Origin of the sequence: Streptomyces sp. NPDC047049 (genome assembly GCF_040643995.1) — a bacterium.
In the GTDB taxonomy this organism is placed as follows: domain Bacteria; phylum Actinomycetota; class Actinomycetes; order Streptomycetales; family Streptomycetaceae; genus Streptomyces; species Streptomyces mooreae.
The window spans coordinates 199,997-220,905 of the sequence record NZ_JBEYVM010000010.1; the positions used below are offsets into that span (position 1 = coordinate 199,997).

A 20,909-nucleotide genomic window follows, 5' to 3' on the forward strand; every position below is an offset into this window, starting at 1 on the left:
GCAACGAGAAAAATGCTGTTGAAGCTACGAACACATCGGCGCGTTCACCCTTTTCAGCGAAGCCGGCGCGAAAGGCAGGAAATCCGCGCCGAATTCAGCTCTGGTCGATGAACCGGTCGAGCACCCGGACCCCGAACTTCAGTCCGTCCACCGGCACCCGCTCGTCCACACCGTGGAACATCCCTGCGAAGTCCAGCTCCGGCGGCAGCTTCAGCGGGGCGAAGCCGAATCCGCGGATCCCGAGATCGTCGAAGGACTTGGCGTCCGTGCCGGCGGAGAGCATGTACGGCACGGCGCGCGCGATCGGGTCCTCGGCCTGCAGCGCCGACTGCATCGCCTCGACCAGCGCACCGTCGAAGGTGGTCTCCAGCGCCTTGTCCGCGTGGACGTCCTCCCGCTTCACCCGCGGGCCCAGGAGCCGGTCCAGGTCGGCCAGGAACTCCTCCTCGTGGCCCGGCAGGAAACGGCCGTCGACATGGGCGGTGGCCTGCCCCGGGATGACGTTGACCTTGTAGCCGGCGCCCAGTTGCGTCGGGTTGGCGGTGTTCTTGAGCGAGGCGCCGATCAGCTTGGCGATACCACCGAGCTTGGCCAGCGTGGCGTCCATGTCCTCGGGGTCGAGCTCGGTGCCCAGCGCGTCCCCGAGCTGGTCGAGGAAGGAGCGCAGCGTCTTGGTCACGCGCACCGGGAACTCGTGCCGGCCCAACCGGCCGACCGCTTCGGACAGTTCGGTGATCGCGTTGTCCTTGTGGATCATCGAACCGTGACCGGCGTTGCCGTCCACGGTCAGCTTCATCCAGTGCATGCCCTTCTGGGCCGTCTCGATGAGGTAGAGCCGCACCTGCTCGTTGACGGTGAAGGAGAAGCCGCCGACCTCGCTGATCGCCTCCGTGACGCCCTCGAAGAGGTGCGGGTGGTGGTCGACGAGGTAGCGCGCGCCGTAGGTGCCGCCCGCCTCCTCGTCCGCGAGGAACGCCAGCACGATGTCGCGCGGCGGCTTGCGGCCGGTGCGCAGCCGGTCCCGGACGACGGCCAGCGTCATCGCGTCCATGTCCTTCATGTCGACCGCGCCCCGGCCCCAGACGCAGCCGTCGGCGATCTCCCCGGAGAACGGGTGGTGGGTCCAGTCGCCGGCGTTGGCCGGCACCACATCGGTGTGCCCGTGGATGAGCAGCCCCGGCCGCGAGCGGTCCTCGCCCTCGATCCGGGCGACGGTCGAGGCGCGGCCCCTGTGGGACTCGAAGATCTGCGGCTCCAGGCCGACCTCGGCGAGCTTCTCCGCGACGTACTCGGCGGCGGCCCGCTCCCCCGGCCCCGAGTGGTCGCCGTAGTTACTGGTGTCCATCCGGATCAGATCCCGGCACAGGTCGACGACCTCGTCCTCACCGGTCACCGCACGGCCCGACTGCGACTCGCTCATGCCGCGCCCTCGCTTCGCCCGGCCCCGCATGCGCGGGGCTCCCACCTCTCCATGGTTCGCTCGCGGAGCTGACTCACGGTGCCTCCTCTGGCTTCACGGCCGCGTCGCGCACCCCTCGGAGCACGGCCCACGGCGGGGTCCACTGCCATCCTCCACCTGTCGCCCGCTGTGCCCAAGGCCGCAATACTCCCGACATGCGCTGGTCACAGCCCCGCTTCCGGCCGAATGCAGGGGTGATCGACCACCCGCGAACGTTTGCTATTGTTTTCCACGTCGGAACGGCCCAGGCCGCACCGGCAGACACCTTGTCCGGGTGGCGGAATGGCAGACGCGCTAGCTTGAGGTGCTAGTGCCCTTTATCGGGCGTGGGGGTTCAAGTCCCCCCTCGGACACCATCGCGCACAGAGGTGCCGGTCGATCTTCGACCGGCACCTCTGGCGTTTTTGGCCTGCTTTGCGTTGTCAGCCCGGCTGGGGTTCTCTTGCCGGGTGAGACGCAGATCCCCGGTTCCTCCCGCCCCGCTCCCCCAGCGGGACGGTATCGATCCCGTACGGGTGCGGCTGCCCGCCGATCCGGACGGGGTGTGGGGGACGGTCCGGGAACATCTGGTCGACCGGTTCCAGGGGGCGATCGGGGCGCGGCGGGTGGACGCGATGCTGGGCGCGGGGCGGTTCGTCGGGACCGGCGGTGCGCTGAGCGGGGCGGAGCCGTACGAGCCCGGACGGTACGTCTGGTTCCACCGGGACTTCGCGCCGGAGGTGCCGGTGCCGTTCGAGGTGCGGGTCGTCCACCGCGACGAGCGGATCGTGATCGCCGACAAACCGCACTTCCTCGCCACGACGCCGCGCGGGCGGCACATCACCGAGACCGCGCTGGCCCGGCTGCGGCGCGAGCTGGGGCTGCCCGCGCTGCAGCCCGCGCACCGGCTCGACCGGCTCACGGCGGGGCTGGCGCTGTTCGTCGTACGGCCCGAGGACCGGGGCGCGTACCAGGGCCTGTTCGGCGGGCGGCGGGTGCGCAAGGAGTACGAGGCGGTGGCGCCGTACGACGCGGCGGTGGCGCTGCCGGTGACCGTGCGCAGCCGGATCGTGAAGGAGCGCGGCGTGATGGCCGCGCGCGAGGAGGCCGGCGCGGTCAACGCGGAGAGCCGGATCGAGCTGGTGGAGCGGCGGGGCGGGCTGGGCCGGTACCGGCTGCTGCCCGCGACCGGCCGTACCCATCAGCTGCGGGTCCATATGAACGGCCTCGGGCTGCCGATCCTCCACGATCCCGTCTACCCGGTGGTCGCGGACCCGGACCCGGACGACTTCAGCGCGCCGCTCCAACTGCTGGCGAAAGTACTGGAGTTCACCGATCCGGTGGACGGCAGGACGCGGCGGTTCGAGAGCGGGCGGCGGCTGGCGGCGTGGGACCCGGCCCCGGAGGCGTGATCGGGGGGGGCCGGGAGGCGGACGCCACCATCCCGCGTCCGGACCGACGACGAGCCGCACGGAATTCGCGGTGCGGTCGGCCGCCGGGTGTGCCTAAGGTGCGCCGGTCGGTGGAGTGGGTGCGGGAGAGGGGCTGGCGGGCGCATGCTGATTTTCGATGCGGATGACACGTTGTGGGAGAACAACGTGGTCTTCGAGCGGGTCATCGACGAGTTCCTGGAGTGGATGACCCACCCCGGACTCGACCGGGCCGGGGTGCGGGCCGTGCTCGACGGGATCGAGGCGGCGAACGCGGTGACCCTCGGATACGGCAGCAAGGTGTTCCTGCACAGCCTCGGCGAGTGCGTGGCGCGGCTGCGGGGCCGGGCCGCGACGGCCGAGGAGGCGGCGCGGATCTCCGGGTGGGCCGGGGCCTTCGACGGGGACCGCGTGGAGCTGATCCCCGGCGTCGCCGAGACCCTGGCCGAACTCGCCCGGCGGCACGATCTGCTGCTGCTGACGAAGGGCGACACCGAGGAGCAGCAGCGGAAGATCACGGCCTCCGGGCTGACCCGGCACTTCCGCGGCGTCCACATCGTGGCGGAGAAGAACACCGCCACCTATGAGGAGCTGACTCGCTCCTACGGCCTGGAGCCGGGCTCGGCATGGATGATCGGGAACTCCCCCAGGTCGGACATCCTGCCGGCCCGTTCCGCGGGCCTGAACGCGGTGTTCATCCCGCACGACCACACCTGGGTTTTGGAGCACGGGGAGCTCGACCCCGCCGACGAGAAAGTGCTGCGGCTGCCGGCGTTCGGTGACCTGCTGCGGCACTTCTGAATCTGAGAAAGGTGGGAGAGATGACGGTGGCAAGGCCCGGGGTGTCCTGTGTCTTCGTGTGCCATGACGGCGCCGGTCGGGTGTTGCTGGCCCGGCGGAGCGCGGGGGCCAGGGATGAGCCGGGGACGTGGGACTGCGGTGCCGGGGCGCTGGAGTTCGGTGAGTCCTTCGAGACGGCCGTGGCACGGGAGGTGCAGGAGGAGTACGGCGTGCGGCCGCTCGGCATCGAGCAGATCGGGGTGCGCAATGTGCTGCGCGGTGACCCGGTCGACTCGCACTGGGTCGCGGTGGTCTTCGCCGTACGGGTGGCGCCGGCCGGGGTGACGATCGGCGAGCCGCACAAGTTCGATGCGCTCGCCTGGTGCGCTCCCCATGAGCTGCCGGTGCCGCTGCATTCGCAGTGCGGGGCGGCTCTGGAGCTGTTCGGCGCGGGGCCCGGTGCCCGGCGGGCCGGCCGGGCGCGGGACTGACGCGGGACGGGGCCGCCGATGGGGGCGGGGCGGGGGCGTCTTCCCCGTCCCGCCCCGTTCCGTCTACTGCGGTGCGATGTCGGTCAGTTCACCGTCCTCCAGGGCGAGCCGGCGCGTGATGCCGATGTCCCTCAGGAACGCCGGGTCGTGGCTGACGACGAGGAGCGCGCCCTCGTAGGACTCCAGGGCCGTGACCAGCCGGCGGACCGAGGCGAGGTCGAGGTTGTTGGTCGGCTCGTCGAGCATCAGCAGCTGCGGGGCCGGTTCGGCCAGCATCAGCGCGGCGAGCGAGGCGCGGAAGCGTTCGCCGCCGGAGAGCGTGCCGGCCTGCTGGTCGGCCCGTGCGCCCTTGAACAGGAAGCGGGCGAGCCGGGCCCGGATGCGGTTGTTGGTGGCGTCCGGGGCGAAGCGGGCGACGTTCTCGGCCACGGTCAGCGCGGGGTCGAGGACGTCCAGCCGCTGCGGCAGGAAGCGGAAGGGGACATGGGTCTGTGCGACACCCTCCTGCGGGGGGATCTCCCCGGCGAGGGTCCGCAGCAGGGTGGTCTTGCCGGAGCCGTTGCGGCCGGTCAGCGCGATGCGTTCGGGGCCGCGCACCTCCAGCTCGGCACGGGCGCCGAAACGGGTGCGCAGGGCGTGCAGGGTGAGCACCGTGCGGCCCGGCGGCACGGCGGTGTGCGGCAGGTCGATACGGATCTCGTCGTCCTCCCGGACCGCCTCGGCCGCCTCGTCCAGGCGTTCCCGGGCCTCCTTGAGGCGTTCGGTGTGCAGGATGCGGTGCTTGCCCGCGGATACCTGGGCCTCCCTCTTGCGCTCGTTCATGACGATCTTCGGCTCGCGCTTGTGGGCGTTCATCTTGTTGCCGTAGCGGGCCCGGCGGGCCAATTTGATCTGGGCGTCGGCCAGTTCGCGCTTCTGGCGCTGGACGTCGGCCTCGGCGGCCCGCACCGTCCGCTCGGCTGCTTCCTGTTCGACGGCCAGGGCGTGTTCGTAGGCGCTGAAGTTGCCGCCGTACCAGTGGACCTCCCCGTCGCGGAGGTCGGCGATCCGGTCGACGAGTTCGAGGAGTTCACGGTCGTGGCTGACCACGACGAGGACGCCGGACCAGCCGGTGACCGCGTCGTGGAGCCGCTGCCGGGCCGGTCCGTCGAGGTTGTTGGTGGGCTCGTCGAGCAGCAGGACGTCCGGCCGGCGCAGCAGCAGGGCCGCCAGCCGCAGCAGGACACCCTCACCGCCGGACACCTCGCCGATGGTGCGGTCGAGGTCGAGGCCGGGCAGCCCGAGCTGGTCGAGGGTGGCGCGGGCGCGTTCCTCGACGTCCCAGTCGTCGCCGATGGCGGTGAAGTGCTCCTCGCTCGGGTCGCCGCCCTCGATGGCGTGCAGGGCGGCGCGCGCGGCGGCGATGCCGAGCGCTTCGTCGACCTTCAGGTGCGTGTCGAGCGGGGCGTGCTGCGGGAGGTAGCCGACCTCGCCGGCCACCTTGACGCTGCCGGCGGTCGGGGAAAGTTCGCCCGCGATCAGCTTCAACAGGGTGGACTTTCCGGCCCCGTTGGAACCGATGAGGCCCGTACGGCCGGGGCCGACGGCCAGCGGGAGATTTTCCAGGACGGGGCTGCCGTCGGGCCAGCTGAAGCCGAGGCCGGTGCAGACGATGGCCGCGGAGGACGCGGAGGTGGGTGGCATGGACACAGGGGTCTCCTGGGCGCGAAGGGGTGTGGGGAATGCGCTGGGAGACACCGCACCGTCGGCGCGTCGTCAAAACGCCGGGTGCGTCGGGTACGCCGTACGTACGCCGAGGTCGCGGACGGGCCGCGCGAGGCATGAACCGCCGCTCCGGATACCGGAAGCGCAGGGCGGATCACCGTCGCGGGCGCGGTGCCTCAGGACCTCAGACGAGCAACGGCCTTCTCCGATCGGCGGCAATGGGACCGGGATGGACGATACGGGGGACGCCGCCGAAACACAAACGCTATTTCCGTTGCGTTTGCTGTTGGGATTGCGGTTGCGGTTGCCTTGATGGTTGCGCTCGCGTTCCGGCATGCGCGTCGCTTTCCGCTGTGCGTGCGGCGTCCCCGGATCTCGGTCCCCTGCTCCCTTACTCCCCGGCTCCGTCGCGCGGGCGCAGGCGCACCCGGGCCGGGCCGGTGGCCTGGAGGGTGATCCCGGCGGCGACCGGCACCTCCTGGTCCACGGCTTCGAATTCGTACGTCCGCAGCAGCACGGCCAGCGCCAGCACGGACTCCAGCATCGAGAAGTGCTGCCCGATGCAGGCGCGCGGCCCGCCGCCGAACGGGAACCAGGCGTAGCGGTGCCGCTCCGCCTCCCGTTCGGGTGCGAAGCGCCGCGGATCGAAGCGTTCCGGGTCCTCCCACAGCTCCGGGCTGCGGTGGGTGACCCAGGGCGCGACGACCACATCGGCACCGGCCGGGATGCGGTATCCGCCGATCTCCGTGGCCGCCACGGCCCGGCGGCTGATGACCGGTGCCGCCGGATACAGGCGCATGGACTCCTTCAGCGCCTGGGTCAGATACGGCAGACGGTCCAGGTCGGCGGCCGTGGGGGCGCGCCCGCCCAGCACCCGGTCGATCTCCTCGCGCACTCTGTGCTGCTCCTCGGGGTGCCGGGCGAGGAGGTGGAGGGTGAACGCGAGGGAGGTCGCGGTGGTTTCGTGCCCCGCCAGCAGGAAGATCAGGACCTGTTCGCGGACCTCGGTCGCGTCGAGGGAACCGTCCTCGTCGTTGCCGGCGGCGGCCAGCAGGGACAGCAGGTCGTCCCCCGCGCCCCTCCCGTCCGCCTCGTCCCCCGCCTTGGTGGCCGCCCCGCGCGCCGCCCGCCGGTCCGCGATGATGCGGTCGCAGAGGGCGTTCAGCTCGTCGGTCGCGGCCCGGGCCCGCAGGTTCGCCGGGGTGGGCCACTCCCGCGGGACCTTCACGGGTACGTAGGCGCGCCGGACGACATAGGCGTTGATGACCGGGGCACACCGGTGGAAGGCGTCCTCGGCCGCCGCCGCGTCCAGGCCGAACAGGATCCGGGCGACGGTGCGCAGCGCCAGCCGGTTCATCTCGGGGACCAGGTCGAGGGTGTGGCCCCCGGCGGTGCGCCAGCGCTCGGCGAGGGTGCCGGCCTCGGTCGTGATCGCCGCGGCGTAGCTGTCGACCCGGCGTTTGGTGAACAGCGGCTGCACCAGCCGCCGCTGTCTGAGGTAGTCGGAGTCCTGGCTGGTGAGCAGGCCGTTGCCGAAGGCCTGCCGGACCTCCTCGTAGAGCGGGTGGTCCTTACGGAAGTTGGCGGCCTGGGAGGCGAGGATCTGCTGTACGCCTTCGGGCGCGAAGACCGCATGGAACACGCTGCGCAGACCGGGCGGGCCGGCCACCAGCCGCACCACGTCGCCGTGCGTCCGCCGCGCATTGACGAAGGTGGTGAGGGAGTCGCGCCGCAGGTCGAGCATCGAGCCGAGCACGGGGAGACCGGCCGGGCCGGGTATCTCGCTCTCCGGTGCGGGGCCGGGGCGAGGGCCGTGATGGGGGCGGGGCTGGGGGTCTGTGAGGGGCATGCCGGATGTCTATCCCGCGCAACCGGGTTCCTACCCCCGCCCGGCCCTCCCGCATCGGGGCCGCGGCACCGGCCGTAGCATGAGCCGGATGATCGACAAGCGTGCCGGACGGGCAGCCACCGCGGCCCCGTGCCGGATCACCGTGTGCCGGGGCTGCTGCTGCGGCGATGCGGCCAAGATCCCGGGTGTGGACCACGCCGGGCAGATACCGCGGTTGCGCGCGGCGCTCGACGGCGCGGCGCCGGTGCGGGCCTCGGAGTGTCTGGACGTCTGTGACCAGGCGAATGTGGTCGTGGTCCAGCCGTCGCCCGCGGGCCGGGCGGCCGGCGGGCGCCCCGTGTGGCTGGGGCTGGTCAACGACGACGACGCGCTGGCCGACATCGCCGCGTGGATCCGGGCCGGCGGGCCCGGTCTGGCCGAACCGCCGGGCGTGCTCGACCTCTATGCGATCACGGTGTCGCGACGGGTACGGGAGGGGCTGGAGGGCTGAGGCGCCAGGGCGCGGGGCTGATACCGGCCATGGGTTACCGGAGTCTTACGACAGCAGGCCTGCCCGCCCGCCACCGCGCGCGCTGGTGTTGGCTGGCCCCATGACGTCTCTCTCCAGAAGGGCACGCTGAGCCCGTGCACCGCGCAACGCCGCCCTCCCCGCCCGTCCCGCTGCACGGGCCGCCGCGCCGTGTCCTGGTCGTCGAGGACGATCCGACCGTCGCGGAGGTCGTCACCGGCTATCTCTCCCGCGCCGGCTACACCACCCGGCACGCCGCCGACGGTTTCGCCGCCCTCGACCGGGCCGCGGAGTTCCGCCCGCATCTCGTGGTGCTCGACCTGATGCTGCCCGGCCTCGACGGGCTGGAGGTGTGCCGCCGGCTGCGCCGCTCCGACGACGGTCCGGCGGTCCCGGTGGTGATGCTGACGGCCCGGGGCGAGGAGGCGGACCGCATCCTGGGGCTGGAGCTGGGCGCGGACGACTATGTGACCAAGCCCTTCAGCCCGCGCGAGCTGGTGCTGCGGATCGGCTCGGTGCTGCGCCGTGCGGAGTCCGCGCCGCCGGCCGCGGCGCCCTCGGCCGTCCTGTGTGCCGGGGACCTCCGTGCCGACCCCGGCGGCCGGCGCGCCGATCGCGGTGGACGGGAACTCTCCCTCACCGCCCGCGAGTTCGACCTCCTCGTCTTCCTGATGCGCCACCCCGGGCAGGTCTTCTCCCGGGAGGAGCTGCTGGCCCGGGTCTGGGGCTGGGAGTTCGGGGATCTGTCCACGGTGACCGTGCATGTGCGGCGGCTGCGCGAGAAGATCGAGGCGGATCCGGCCGCGCCACGGCTGGTGACGACGGTCTGGGGCGCGGGCTACCGCTTCGACCCCGTGGAGGACGAGCCCCCGCCGGAGCCCGGACCGCTGCCGGGAGGCGATCCGCGCTCATGACGGACTTTCTGGTCATCGTGGCGCTGGCGGCGCTGGGCGCGGCGCTGGCGGGCCTGCTCGCCGCGCCCGCGGTACGGGTGCTGCGGCGGCGCTCGGTCGCGCTGTCGCTGTTCGCGGTGGCGGTGCTGGCGGTGGCCGCGATGGCGGCGGGCACGGTGGCGGTCGCCCAGGCGATGTTCCTGTCCGGGCACGACCTGGGCGTGGTGATGGCCGTGGTGGCCGTCTCCGGGGTGGTGTCGCTGGCGGCCGCGCTGCTCTTCGGACGCCGGATCGCGGCGGGCAGCCGGGAGCTGGCACGCTCGGCCCGTACGGTCGGCAGCGAGGGCGGCTTCGTGGCGCCCGCCGAGCCGCCCACCGCGGAGCTGGCCGCGCTGTCCCGGGCTTTGGAGGAGACCAGCGGGCGGCTCGCCGCGGCACGGGAACGGGAGCGGGCGCTGGATGCCTCCCGGCGCGATCTGATCGCCGGGATCTCGCACGACCTGCGCACCCCGCTCGCCGGGCTGCGGGCGATGGCCGAGGCGCTGGAGGACGGGGTCGCCGAGGACACCGCGCGCTACCACGCACGGATGCGGGTCGAGGTCGACCGGCTGGCCGCCATGGTCGACGACCTCTTCGAACTCTCCCGTATCCAGGCCGGGGCGCTGGCCCTGACACTGTCGCGGGTATCGGTGTACGACCTGGTGGACGACGCCCTCGCCGGGGCCGGGCCGCTGGCCCGGGCCGGCGGGGTGCGGCTGGTGGACGGCGGGGTGGCACCGCTGCCGGTACGGGTGGACGCCCAGCAGATCACCCGTGTCCTGGGCAATCTGCTGGTCAACGCGATCCGTGCGACGCCGGCGGACGGCACCGTGGCGGTCAGCGCACGGCACGAGGAGGGCCGGGTGATCCTCGCGGTCGAGGACGGCTGCGGGGGCATCCCGCCGGAGGATCTGGCACGGGTCTTCGACACCGGCTGGCGCGGCGGCGCGGCCCGCACCCCGCGCGCGGACGGCAAGGGCGGCGCCGGGCTGGGCCTGGCGATCGTCCGCGGGATCGTGGAGGCCCACGAGGGCCGGGCGACGGTACGGAACACCGGGGCGGGCTGCCGCTTCGAGGTCGAACTGCCGTCGGCGGACGTGCCGGTGGAGGCGTAGGCGGGCGGCGGACGGGGCCGCGGGCGGTTGTGGCGCGCGTGCGGCCGGTCCTCCGTCGGCGTGGGCGTACGGGTGTGCCTGGCGCGTCTCAGCGCCGTGCCGCCGCTCCGTCCCGGTCCGCCGGATCCGGGCCGTGCTCCTCCCGGCCCTCGTCCCCCGTCCGGCGCACCGGCAAGTCGCGGACGGCCCCGACCGGCGAGAAGAGCAGGATCAGGGCGGCCAGCGGCACCCCGGCGGTCATGATCCACATGGCCGTGCGGAGGCCGAGGGCGGAGCCGAGCACGCCGCCGAGCAGTGCGCCCAGGGGCAGCGTGCCGTAGTTGAGGAAGGAGCTGCCGGCGATCAGCCGGCCGAGCAGGGCCGGCGGGCAGTAGCGCTGCTGGAAGCCCGCCTTGAGGGTGTTCCCGCCCACCACACCCGCACTGACGCCGAAGCTGCCCGCGACGTAGAGCAGCGCCCCGGTGCCATGGGCGGCGAGGGGGATGAGCAACGCGGTGCCGGACAGGCCCAGTTCGCACAGGAGCATGGCGCGGGCCGTACCGAACCGGTCGGCGGCCCGGCGCGCCAGGAAGGCGCCCGCGATCCCGCCCGTACTGGCCGACGCCAGCAGCCCGCCGACCGCGCCGGGCGGCAGACCGACCTCGCGGACCAGGAAGACCGCCGCGATCGACTGGTACCCCATGAGCGCGAGATTGGAGGCGGCGCCGAAGAGCGTCAGGGTGCGGAGCCATACATCGCCGGTGACCAGCCGCAGCCCCTCGGCGATGTCCGCGAACAGGGGCCGTGCGGCGCGGTCGCGGGGGTCCGGGCGTGGCTCGCGGTGCCGCATGCGGAGCAGGCACAGCAGGGAGATGAGGAAGGTGGCGGCCTGGGCGGACAACGCGTTGACGGCGCCGGCCAGTTGGGCGAGGGAGCCACCCGCCCCCTGTCCGGCGATCTGCGCCGCCGAGGCGCTGCCGTGCAGCTTGGCGTTGCCCTCGGCCTGGTCGGCCGGTGCGAGCAGGCCGGGGAGGTAGGCACTGTAGGCGGTCTGGAAGACCACCGCCGCGGCCCCGGCCAGCAGGGCCACGGCGATCAGTAAGCCGAGGCTGAGCCCGCCGTACCGGGCGAGGAGCGGTACGGCGGCGAACAGCACCAATGACAGGCCGGCGGCGCCCAGCATCAGGGGCCGACGGCGCGTCCGGTCCACCCAGACGCCCACCGGGAGACCGATGAGCAGCCAGGGCAGCCAGCCGCAGGCGCTGAGCAGCCCGACCGCGAAGGTGGAGGCGTGCAGGGTGGACACCGCGACCAGCGGCATCGCCACGCTGGTGACGGCCGCCCCGAACTTCCCCGCCGTCTCACCGCACCACAGCAGCCGGAAGTCACGATGGCGGCGCAGCAGTCCGCTCATCGCTCGTGACGCTCCTTGCGCGGGAAGGCCTGCAACTGGACGACGACGGGCCGCCGCTCCTCGGGGGCTTCCTCGCCGGATCCGCTCTGCGCCGCCACCCGGTGCCGTACGACTACCTGCTCCAACTCCGCGTTCAATGAGGCGAGTTGTGCGGGCGTCAGGCGCAGGTCGTGCCACTGGGAGAGGGTGCCGGCGTCCCGCCATTCCGGGGCCCAGTCCTCGGTGAGGTAGCTGACGACCCGGTTGAAGTGCTGCTGGACGATTTCGTGCACATAGAGCTCCAGCGCGCCCCGGGTGTCCGGATCGTCGCGGAATTCGGTGGTGTCGAGCCGGTGGGCGACCCGGACCGCCCGCCACCAGCGTTCGCGCTTGGTGCCGCGGCCGGTCTCCTCCTCGATGAAGCCGTGTTCGGCGAGGTGCCGCAGATGCCAGCTGACCGTACCGGTGTTCTCGCCCAGACGGCGCCCGAGGCCGGTGGCGGTGTCCGGACCGTCGAGCCGTAGCAGCTCCAGGATGCGCAGCCGCAAGGGGTGGGCGACCCCGCGCAGACTGCGGGCGTCCATCCGGCGGGTCGGGGGCGTGGCGGGCGGCGTCGGCGTCGGCGTCGGCGTCGGCCGGGACGGGTGCGGTGGTGTGGAGGCGTCAGGCATGGACGGCAGCCTAGAGTTGCAGAGACTTCTCTGCACAGAGATCTCTGCAGAGAAGTCTCGGCAACGGGCGGGAACCGGCCACACCGTTGGAAGGAAGCTAGGACCTGTCCTCGGAGTCCCCGTTTGCGCTCTGCCCCGCTTCCGCGCCGTCACCCCCGTCCCTCTCCTCCCCCTGCACCCACAACGGATGCTCGCGCCGCGCCCATTGCGCGTCGACGGAGCCGGTGCGCAGGCCGCGGCGTGACTCGGGGTCGCCGTACGCCTTCCCGACATGGCCGGCGATCACGATGACCACGGCGAGCGCGAGCCAGTCGTGGACGAAGGTGGCGCCGGTGCGCCACAACAGGGGCGCGATGGGGGTCCCCCCTGCTCGAGCGAAGCCGAGAGCTTGGGGGAAGGTGAACCACATCAGCAGACCGGTGCCGAGCATCACCAGGACCGCACCGGCGATCCAGGCGGCGTAGAGCTTCTGCCCGGCGTTGAACTTGCCGGCCGGGCGGCCCCCTCGGCGGCGCAGTGCGGCGCGCAGCCACTGGCGGTCGTGCGGGCCGTAACGGTTGAGGCGGGTGAGGTCGGCGCGCAGGGCGCGGGAGCCGAGGCCCAGCAGCAGGGGGACGGGCAGCAGGATGCCGGACCACTCGTGGACGGTGACCATCAGGTGGCGGCGGCCGACGAGTTCGGCGAGAAAGGGGAGGTAGAGGCAGCCCGCGGTGAGGACGCAGACGGCCATCAGGGTGGCGGTGGCGCGGTGCACCCGGCGTTCGGCGGGGGTGAAGCGCGGGACGCGGGGGCGCGCCGAGGCGGTCCCGGACCGGCTCTCAGGTGGTCGGGGCATCGTCGCGTCCGTTCGACCGGCCGACCCAGGCGTCGATGTCATATCCGAGGTTCTCCCAGTAGCCGGGCCGGACGTGGTCGGTGACGGTGATCCCGGAAAGCCACTTCGCCGACTTGTAGAAGTACATGGGCCCGACATAGAGGCGCACCGGGCCGCCGTGGGCGTGGGCGAGCGGCTTGTCCTGCATCCGCAGGGCGACCAGGACGTCGTCGCGGCGGGCCTGTTCGAGGGTGAGGGATTCGCTGTAGGTGCCGTCGAAGCAGGTGAAGCGGACGGCCTTGGCCTCGGGGCGGACGCCCGCGGCGTCGAGGAGGGCGGAGAGGCGGACGCCCTCGAAGGGGGTGGCGGGCACCCGCCAGCCGGTGACGCACTGGACATCGCGGACGAGCCGGGTCTGCGGCAGCCGGCGCAGACCGGCGAGGCTCAGGGTGGTCCGGTGGCGGACCAGGCCGTCGATGGTCAGGCGGTAGGTACGGGCGTCCTTGGCCGGTACGGAGCCGGTCACGGAGTAGTAGCGGAAGCCGCCGCCGCCCGGGAGCAGGCCGGTCAGGCCGGTGGGGTCCTGCTGTGCGGCGGCCCCGAGGGTGTTGTCGTAGGCGCTCTGCAGGAAGGGGGCGGCGGCGACGCCGGCGGCACCGGCGGCGAGTATGCCGAGCACCACGCGGCGGCCCACGGGGGCGCCCTGCCCGTCCTCGCCGCCGCCCGCCGGGCGGGGCCTCTTCGCGTCCTTGGTCACCCTTCGATTGTGAACCCGCCGCGGGCGCCGGGGCCGGCGTCCCGGCCCCGGCGTCAGACTTTCGTCATCAGCGCCGCCGGGTCACGGGGCGGCGGCCTCCCGGGCACGGCACAGTGCGGTGGCCCGCGCGGCCCGGAACGCCCCCGCGCCGTCGCGGCCCGGGTACGACCACGGGGCGCGTGTGGCGTGCGGACCGATCCGCTGGAACAGCGTGGCGGCCTCGGCGGTCCGCCCTTGGTGGAACGCGGCATGGGCGAGGAAGTTGAGATCGATCTTGCGGCGCGGGTGTTCCTCGCCCTCCCATTCCAGCCACCAGTCGACGGCGGCCTGCAGCACCTGCCGGGCGCGCCGGGTGGACCAGTGGCCCCAGCCCGCGGGGTCGGAGGGAGCCAGGCCCGCGGCGGCGAGGACGCGGTAGCGCTCGGCGTGCGCCACGACGGGGAGGAGGGCGAGCGGGGAGTCGGCGGGGGCACGTGCCGCCGCGCGGGCCGCGAAGACATGGACCGGGTGCCGTGGATCGTCGGCGACGCCCGGCAGTTGCTCGGCCAGGGCGGCCGTCATGAGGTGGTGGGCGTGATGGTGGTCGCGGTGGCGGGCGCACACCTGGTGGAAGGCGTGGGCCCGTTCGCCCGGGGTGCCGGTGTGGCGGGCGAGGATCAGCGCGCCGAGCCAGGGGGTGGGGTCGTCGGGCAGCATCCGGGCGGCGGTGGCACAGGCTTCGGCGGCGGCCCCGGTACCGCTCTCGCCGCGCAGCGCGAGATGGACGGTGGCGAGGGCCAGGAGGGTGGCGGCGTCACCGCTGTCCGGTTCGGCGAGCAGCCAGTCGCCGGCCCAGGCGGCGCTGCCGGGGCAGGTGGCCAGGACGGTTAATCGGTGGCCGCGCAGATCCCACTGCGCACCGGTCCCGGTGAGCAGGGTACGCACCCTGGCCCACTGGCCGAGCGTCAACGCCTCGGCCGCGAGGGCCAGTTGGGCGTCGTCCAGGGCCGGGGTGAGCACCGGGGGGCCGGGGCGGCGGGCGCGTCGGAGGGGTGGCGGCATCGGTGGCGACATCGAAATCACGGGTCAGGGGCTCCATCAGGGGCTCCACGGCGCGCCGCACCGGCCGTCTCACCGCACCGAGTCGTCCTCGGCGGGCGGGGACCGGATCCGCGCACCTCTACAGAGGGTGACGACTTGGTCCGCACCAGTCATCACGCACAGCAAAGCGGCCCGCAGAGCTCCGCGTCAAGGCGCGAAGGGGAATGGCCGGATCCGCCCCCTCTCGCTTCGTATACGAAGGGAGCGGCCGGCCACCGGAAACCCGGCAGGAGGGGCGAGCCCCCTCCCCCGTCACGCTCCCCCGCACCGCCCCTCCCCTTCAGGACACCGCCCGTGCCGCCGCCCGGCCCGCCGTCCGGCCGGAGAAGAGACAGCCCCCGAGGAAGGTGCCCTCCAGCGAGCGGTAGCCGTGCACCCCGCCGCCGCCGAACCCGGCCGCCTCGCCCGCCGCGTAGACGCCGGGCAGGGGTGTGCCACCGTCGGTCAGCACCCGCGACGAGAGGTCGGTCTCCAGGCCGCCGAGCGTCTTGCGGGTGAGGATGTTCAGCCGTACGGCGATCAGCGGGCCGGCCTTGGGGTCGAGCAGCCGGTGCGGTGCCGCGGTGCGGATCAGGCGGTCCCCGAGGTAGGCGCGGGCCCCGCGGATCGCGGTCACCTGGAGGTCCTTGGTGAAGGAGTGGGCGATCTCCCGGTCCCGCGCCACGATCGCGTCGCGCAGCGCCTCCTCGGCTATCAGCGGCTTCTTGGTCAGTTCGTTCATCCGACGCACCAGGTCGGTCAGCGAACGCTCGACGACGAAGTCCGCGCCGCGGTCCATGAACGCCTGCACCGGCCCCGGTGCGCCGGCCCGGGCCCGGCCCAGCACGCCGCGGATGCTCTTGCCCGTCAGATCGGGGTTCTGCTCGGAGCCGGAGAGGGTGAACTCCTTCTCGATGATCTTCTGGGTGAGGACGAACCAGGTGTGGTCATGGCCGGTCCGCATGATGTGTTCGAGGGTGCCGAGGGTGTCGAAGCCGGGGAAGAGCGGCACCGGCAGCCGTTTGCCGCGCGCGTCGAGCCACAGCGGGGACGGTCCGGACAGGATCCGGATGCCGTGCTGCGGCCAGACCGGGTTCCAGTTGTCGATGCCCTCGGTGTAGTGCCACATCCGGTCGCGGTTGATGATCCGGCCGCCGGCCGCCTCGGCGATGCCCAGCATCTTGCCGTCCACATGCGCGGGCACTCCGGACAGCATCCGCCGCGGAGGCTTGCCGAGCCGTTCGGGCCAGTTGGCGCGCACCAGCTCGTGATTGCCGCCGATACCGCCCGAGGTGACGATCACGGCCTGGGCCTTGAGTTCGAAGGCGCCGGCCACCTCGCGGCTGCTGGGCCTGCCGCGCTCGGCGTCCGAGGGCTCCAGGACCTCGCCGCTGACCGTGTCCACGCTCCCCGCGGTGCGCGACAGCCCGGTCACCCGGTGGCGGAAGCGCAGCTCCACCAGCCCGCGGGCGACTCCGGCCCGCACCCGGCGTTCGAACGGGGCCACCAGCCCGGGTCCGGTGCCCCAGGTGATGTGGAAGCGGGGGACGGAGTTGCCGTGGCCGGTCGCGTCGTAGCCGCCGCGTTCGGCCCAGCCGACGACGGGGAAGAGCCGTACGCCCTGCCGGCGCAGCCAGGAGCGCTTCTCGCCGGCCGCGAAGTCGACGTAGGCCTCGGCCCAGGAGCGCGGCCAGCGGTCCTCGGGCCGGTCAAAGCCGGCCGTGCCCAGCCAGTCCTGCCAGGCCAGCTCACGGCTGTCGCGGATGCGCAGCCGGCGCTGTTCGGGGGAGTCCACCAGGAAGAGACCGCCGAAGGACCAGTGGGCCTGTCCGCCGAGGGACTGCTCGGGCTCCTGGTCGAGGAGGATCACCTTCCGTCCGGCGTCCACCAGTTCCGCGGTGGCCGCCAGGCCCGCGAGCCCCCCTCCGATCACGATCACATCAGCGTCGTACGCCATCTCAGCCACTCCTCAACGGGGCACGCCGGGCGCCCCGGCCGCCTGGTGGAACGATCCTCAGCGCACCCGACTGCCGCGTCAACCACCGGGTTACCGCGCAGTACACCAAGGCGCGCGGGAGAATGGTCGATGACGAGGGCCACCCCACGCCCGCCGCCTGGTGACTATCCTCAGGCGCATCCCCCGCCCCCGATACGAGGTGCGACGTGACGGTGATACTGCTCGCCCTTGGAGCGGCCTGCTGTCTGGGACTCGGTTTCGTGTTTCAGCAGGCCGCGGCACAGCACGCCCCGATGAAGGACTACCTCTCGGTGCGGCTGCTGCTCGATCTGGTGCGGATGCCGCTGTGGCTGGCAGGTATCGGTCTGATGGTGGTCGGGATGGCGCTCGGCGCGATGGCGCTGGGGATGGGCGACATCACTCTGGTGGAGCCCCTGCTGGCGACCAACCTGCTGTTCGCGATGGCGCTGTCGCGGCGGCTGACCCGGCAGCGGCTCGGCCGGAGCGGCTGGGCCGGGCTGTGGCTGCTGGCGGGCGGGGTGACGGCCTTCATCGTGGCCGGGCGCCCCCAGGGCGGGCAGCGCAGCACGGATCATCTGTGGCAGTGGCTGATCATGGGCATGGTGCTGGGCACCGCGCTGCTGCTGGCGGCGGTCGCCAAGCGCGAGCGGGTGCATGTGAGCCTGGAGGCCGCCCTGCTGGGGATCGCGGCGGGCCTGATATACGGGCTGCAGGACGCGCTGACCCGGATCAGCGGGGAGCACTTCGGCGAGGGCGGCTGGTCGGCCCTGGTCACCAGCTGGCAGCCGTACGCCATCGTGGTGCTCGGGGTGCTGGCGCTGGTGCTCGTACAGAGCGCCTTCGAGTCGGCGCCGCTGCGGCTCTCGCTGCCCGCGCTGACCGCCGCCCAGCCGCTGGCCGGCATCGCCTGCGGGGTGGGGTTCCTCGGCGACCAGCTGCGGGTGACGCCGGGGGCGCTGGCGTGGGAGGTGGCCGGGATCGTGGCCGTCGTCGCGGGCATCGTGCTGATCGGCAGCCATCCGGCGATGCCACCGGGGTCCGGCCGGCGCGAGGACGTACGGGAGCTGCAGCCGCACTGAGGAGGGCGCCCCGGGCCGCTCCCCCGCGGTGCCGGCCGCCCCCGCGGACCGCCGCCCGCAAACCGTCGCCCGGTGGGCCGCGCCCGGGTCCCGGGTGGTTGCATGGCTGCCATGGCCGATCAGCAACCGCTCAACGCGGACGAAATCCTCGACGTCGTCGATGAGAACGATCAGGTCGTGGGGCAGGCCCCACGCGGCGAGACCTACGCCCGCAGGATGCGCACCCGCTGCGCCTTCGTCCTCGCCCGGGACGAAGCGGACCGGATCTTCGTCCACCGCCGCACCCCGCAGAAGCTCGTCTTCCCCTCGCACTACGACATGTTCGTCGGCGGGGTGCTCGGCACCGGCGAGACCTACGACCGGGCGGCGCTGCGCGAGGCCGAGGAGGAGCTGGGCGTCCAGGGGCTGGAGCCGCCCCGGCCGCTGTTCAAGTTCCTCTACGAGACGGCCGAGCACACCTGGTGGTCCGCGGTCTACGAGGTGCGCTGCACCCTGCCGGTCGCCCCGCAGGAGTCGGAGATCGACTGGTTCGCGTTCCTGACCGAGGAGGAGCTGGCCCGGCGGCTGGACGAGTGGCCGTGGACGCCGGACGGGCTCGCCGCGTACCGGCAGCTGCTGGCCCGGCGGGAGGCGGGGGACGTCTGATGCGCCCCGGGCAGGGCACCGGCCGGCCGATAGGGTTTCGGCCATGATCCTTACCGAGGCACTGCGGTCGGCCGGCGCTGCCGTACGGCTGTGGTTCTCGCCCGCGCGGGTCCGCGAGGAGGGCACGACCCCCGACTACCGCTTCTCGCTCGCCAACGAGCGCACCTTCCTCGCCTGGCTGCGCACCGGGCTGGCGCTGGTCGGCGGCGGTTTCGCGGTGGACCAGTTCCTGCCCCGGCTGCACCAGGGGCTGCGGGTGACCTTCACCGTCGTCCTGCTGGTGGGCGGCGCGCTGTGTGCACTGCGGGCGGTCAGTCACTGGGTGCGCTGCGAGCGCGCGATGCGGCGCGGCGAGGACCTGCCGGTCAGCCGCTTCCCCACGGCGCTGGCGCTGAGCGTCGGCGTCCTGGCGGTGGCGGTGGTCGTGCTGGTCCTCCTGGGCCGGACCACCTAGGGGGTATCGTTCGGATCATGGCGGGCTCGCGGGGCCTGGCACGCACTCCCCCACGCCTGAACGGCGCGGGGGGACCCCCATCCGCGTTGTCGTCACTCTTCCCCAAGCTCTCGGCTCCGCTCGAGCAGGGGAGTCCCCAACCGCTCCGCGTCGACTCCCTCCTCCGCCTTGCGATCGCACGCACCAGACCCCGCTCCCTGATCCACCATGATCCAAACGACACCCCCTAGCCGATGACGGGCGACGTGCCCCCGGGCGCCGGGCCGCCGCGTCCGGCCCCCGACCGGGACCCCGGGCTGCAGCCGGAGCGGACCAGGATGGCGTGGCGGCGTACCACGCTGTCCGCCACCGCGATGGCGGTGCTGGCCGCCCGTCAGCTGCTGCACAGCGCCGCCCCCGGGCCGGTGGAGGTGGCTCTGGCGGCGCTGACCGGCGTGTTGTGGATCGCGTTCGTGGCGCTCGCGCACCGGCGGATGCGGGCGATGGTCACCGGCCGGCCGCCGGGCCTGCCTCCGCGGACGGCCCTGCTGCTGGTCGGCTGCACCCTCGGGCTGGCGCTGTGCGGCGCGGTGATCCTGGCACGGCCGGGGCACTGAGCCGGGGCCTGAGCCAGGGCATTGGGCCGGGGTGCGGCGCCGGGGTGCGGCGCCGGGCACGGCGGGTGGCAGAGGTACGGTGACGCGACCCCCCGCCGTCCCGGGTCGGGACCGACTCCCGCTCCGGCAGCGGGAAATGAGGGACCACCGGACGAGGAGACACACCCGCATGGGCGACTCGGCAGCACGGAACACGCCGGCACAGACCCCGGCAGCACACACCTCGGAGGCACCGGCCGCCGAGCCCTACCTCACCGAACTGGCCGCCGGGGTCCACGCCTTCATCCAGCCGGACGGCGGCTGGTGCCTGAACAACGCGGGCTTCGTCACCGACGGGGACGCCACCCTGGTCGTGGACACCGCCGCCACCGAGCGCCGGGCGCGCCTGCTGCGCCGCCGGATCGCCGAGAGCGGCGCGCCCGCGCCCCGCATGGTGGTCAACACGCACCACCACGGCGACCACACCTACGGCAACTGCGTCTTCGCACCCGAGGCGACGGTCATCGGGCACGCCTCCTGCCGCCGTGAGCTGCTGGCCGCCGGGCAGCAGCTGCACGCGGTGTGGCCCGAGGTGGAGTACGGCGACATCCGTCTGACGGCGCCCGAGGTCACCTACACCGACGAGCTGGCCCTGCACGTCGGGGACATCGAGGTGCGGCTGATCCACCCCGGCGTGGCACACACCACCGGCGACACCGTCGTCTGGCTGCCCCGGCAGCGCATCGTCTTCGCCGGGGACCTGGTCTTCCACGGCGGCACCCCGTTCGTCTTCATGGGGTCGCTGGCCGGATCGCTGCGGGCGCTGGAGTTGCTGCGCACCCTGGACGCGGTCACCGTCGTCCCCGGGCACGGCCCGGTGACCGGCCCCGAGGTGTACGACGGCATCGAGCGCTACCTGCGGTTCGTCGGCCGGCTGGCGCAGGAGGGCCGGGCAGCCGGGCGTACGCCGCTGGAGGTGGCCCGGGAGGCGGACCTCGGCCCGTTCGCGGAGCTGGCCGAGAGCGAGCGGCTGGTGGCGAACCTGCACCGGGCGTACGCGGAGCTGGCGGGCACCGCGCCGGGCGCGCCGCTCGACGTGGGGGCCGGGTTCGGCGATATGACGGTGATGAACGGCGGGGTGCCGGTGGCGTGTCACGCCTGACCACGGCCTTGCGGGCGGGGGCCTGAGGGGAGGCCGGGCGCGACGGGGCCATGGACGGCCGGCGTCGGGGCAGCCGGGCGCGTCGGGACCGCGAGC

At 73.3% G+C, this 20,909-nt stretch carries 20 protein-coding genes and 1 tRNA gene; 12 read left to right on the forward strand and 9 right to left on the reverse strand.

The genetic code is table 11. From position 1 onward, the window contains the following. Positions 1–94 precede the first annotated feature (94 nt). A complete protein-coding gene (locus ABZ851_RS22925; protein WP_361130576.1) occupies positions 95–1,420 on the reverse strand; it encodes a M20/M25/M40 family metallo-hydrolase in 1,326 nt (441 codons plus the stop codon). 307 nt (positions 1,421–1,727) lie between these two features. On the opposite strand from ABZ851_RS22925, the gene ABZ851_RS22930 reads away from it, so the two are divergent. From ABZ851_RS22930 to ABZ851_RS22945, 4 genes are all read left to right on the forward strand, one after another. After that, positions 1,728–1,815 (forward strand) — tRNA-Leu (locus ABZ851_RS22930). A gap of 93 nt (positions 1,816–1,908) precedes the next feature. Beyond that, positions 1,909–2,850: a pseudouridine synthase gene (locus ABZ851_RS22935; protein ID WP_361130579.1), complete on the forward strand. Its 942-nt coding sequence runs from the start codon at positions 1,909–1,911 to the stop codon at positions 2,848–2,850. Positions 2,851–2,994: 144 nt separating this feature from the next. Continuing rightward, the gene (locus ABZ851_RS22940; protein WP_361130582.1) at positions 2,995–3,669 is read left to right on the forward strand and encodes an HAD family hydrolase; all 675 of its coding nucleotides are present in this window, start codon (positions 2,995–2,997) and stop codon (positions 3,667–3,669) included. A 20-nt stretch (positions 3,670–3,689) separates the two neighbouring features. Continuing rightward, on the forward strand, positions 3,690–4,139 hold the full coding sequence (locus ABZ851_RS22945) for an NUDIX domain-containing protein (RefSeq protein ID WP_361130585.1): 450 nt from the start codon (positions 3,690–3,692) through the stop codon (positions 4,137–4,139). A 63-nt stretch (positions 4,140–4,202) separates the two neighbouring features. Here the strand turns inward: ABZ851_RS22945 and ABZ851_RS22950 are convergent, their stop codons facing one another. Both ABZ851_RS22950 and ABZ851_RS22955 read right to left on the reverse strand, forming a co-directional pair. Continuing rightward, entirely contained in the window at positions 4,203–5,822 is a 1,620-nt protein-coding gene (locus ABZ851_RS22950; protein ID WP_361130721.1) for an ABC-F family ATP-binding cassette domain-containing protein, read from the reverse strand. 412 nt (positions 5,823–6,234) lie between these two features. Then, positions 6,235–7,692, reverse strand: coding sequence for a cytochrome P450 (locus ABZ851_RS22955; RefSeq protein WP_361130588.1), 1,458 nt, complete (start codon positions 7,690–7,692; stop codon positions 6,235–6,237). An 88-nt stretch (positions 7,693–7,780) separates the two neighbouring features. Here ABZ851_RS22955 and ABZ851_RS22960 point away from each other — a divergent pair, with 88 nt between their 5' ends. The 3 genes from ABZ851_RS22960 (at position 7,781) to ABZ851_RS22970 (ending at position 10,247) form a co-directional block, all read left to right on the forward strand. After that, a complete protein-coding gene (locus tag ABZ851_RS22960) occupies positions 7,781–8,182 on the forward strand; it encodes a (2Fe-2S) ferredoxin domain-containing protein (protein ID WP_361130591.1) in 402 nt (133 codons plus the stop codon). Between the two features lie 134 nt (positions 8,183–8,316). Continuing rightward, a complete protein-coding gene (locus ABZ851_RS22965; RefSeq protein ID WP_361130594.1) occupies positions 8,317–9,114 on the forward strand; it encodes a response regulator transcription factor in 798 nt (265 codons plus the stop codon). Beyond that, positions 9,111–10,247, forward strand: a complete 1,137-nt coding sequence (locus ABZ851_RS22970) for a HAMP domain-containing sensor histidine kinase (protein ID WP_361130597.1) — start codon at positions 9,111–9,113, stop codon at positions 10,245–10,247. The genes ABZ851_RS22965 and ABZ851_RS22970 overlap by 4 nt, the downstream gene beginning before the upstream one ends. 88 nt (positions 10,248–10,335) lie before the next feature. Here ABZ851_RS22970 and ABZ851_RS22975 read toward each other — a convergent pair whose 3' ends face one another. From ABZ851_RS22975 to ABZ851_RS23000, 6 genes are all read right to left on the reverse strand, one after another. Beyond that, positions 10,336–11,640, reverse strand: a complete 1,305-nt coding sequence (locus ABZ851_RS22975; RefSeq protein WP_361130600.1) for an MFS transporter — start codon at positions 11,638–11,640, stop codon at positions 10,336–10,338. Beyond that, on the reverse strand, positions 11,637–12,290 hold the full coding sequence (locus ABZ851_RS22980; RefSeq protein WP_361130603.1) for a helix-turn-helix domain-containing protein: 654 nt from the start codon (positions 12,288–12,290) through the stop codon (positions 11,637–11,639). The genes ABZ851_RS22975 and ABZ851_RS22980 overlap by 4 nt, the downstream gene beginning before the upstream one ends. A 97-nt stretch (positions 12,291–12,387) precedes the next feature. Beyond that, positions 12,388–13,125 (reverse strand): cytochrome b/b6 domain-containing protein, encoded by a 738-nt coding sequence (locus ABZ851_RS22985; RefSeq protein WP_361130606.1) that lies wholly within the window; start codon positions 13,123–13,125, stop codon positions 12,388–12,390. After that, positions 13,109–13,861: a molybdopterin-dependent oxidoreductase gene (locus ABZ851_RS22990; RefSeq protein WP_361130609.1), complete on the reverse strand. Its 753-nt coding sequence runs from the start codon at positions 13,859–13,861 to the stop codon at positions 13,109–13,111. Before ABZ851_RS22990 ends, ABZ851_RS22985 begins: the two co-directional genes overlap by 17 nt. An 81-nt stretch (positions 13,862–13,942) precedes the next feature. Then, complete coding sequence (locus ABZ851_RS22995) at positions 13,943–14,914, reverse strand: tetratricopeptide repeat protein (protein WP_361130724.1); 972 nt, start codon at positions 14,912–14,914, stop codon at positions 13,943–13,945. 307 nt (positions 14,915–15,221) lie between these two features. Further along, positions 15,222–16,877, reverse strand: a complete 1,656-nt coding sequence (locus ABZ851_RS23000; RefSeq protein ID WP_361130612.1) for an FAD-binding dehydrogenase — start codon at positions 16,875–16,877, stop codon at positions 15,222–15,224. A gap of 206 nt (positions 16,878–17,083) precedes the next feature. Between ABZ851_RS23000 and ABZ851_RS23005 the strand changes: the two genes are divergently transcribed. The 5 genes from ABZ851_RS23005 to ABZ851_RS23025 all read left to right on the forward strand — a co-directional run bounded on the left by ABZ851_RS23005 (position 17,084) and on the right by ABZ851_RS23025 (position 20,813). Beyond that, positions 17,084–17,977, forward strand: coding sequence for a DMT family transporter (locus ABZ851_RS23005; RefSeq protein ID WP_088796934.1), 894 nt, complete (start codon positions 17,084–17,086; stop codon positions 17,975–17,977). 111 nt (positions 17,978–18,088) lie between these two features. After that, entirely contained in the window at positions 18,089–18,622 is a 534-nt protein-coding gene (locus ABZ851_RS23010; RefSeq protein ID WP_361130617.1) for an NUDIX domain-containing protein, read from the forward strand. 43 nt (positions 18,623–18,665) lie between these two features. Next, positions 18,666–19,076, forward strand: coding sequence for a DUF202 domain-containing protein (locus tag ABZ851_RS23015; RefSeq protein WP_336054178.1), 411 nt, complete (start codon positions 18,666–18,668; stop codon positions 19,074–19,076). Between the two features lie 233 nt (positions 19,077–19,309). Next, the gene (locus ABZ851_RS23020) at positions 19,310–19,672 is read left to right on the forward strand and encodes a DUF202 domain-containing protein (protein WP_361130620.1); all 363 of its coding nucleotides are present in this window, start codon (positions 19,310–19,312) and stop codon (positions 19,670–19,672) included. 169 nt (positions 19,673–19,841) lie between these two features. Then, a complete protein-coding gene (locus tag ABZ851_RS23025; protein ID WP_361130623.1) occupies positions 19,842–20,813 on the forward strand; it encodes an MBL fold metallo-hydrolase in 972 nt (323 codons plus the stop codon). The last annotated feature ends 96 nt before the right edge of the window (positions 20,814–20,909 follow it).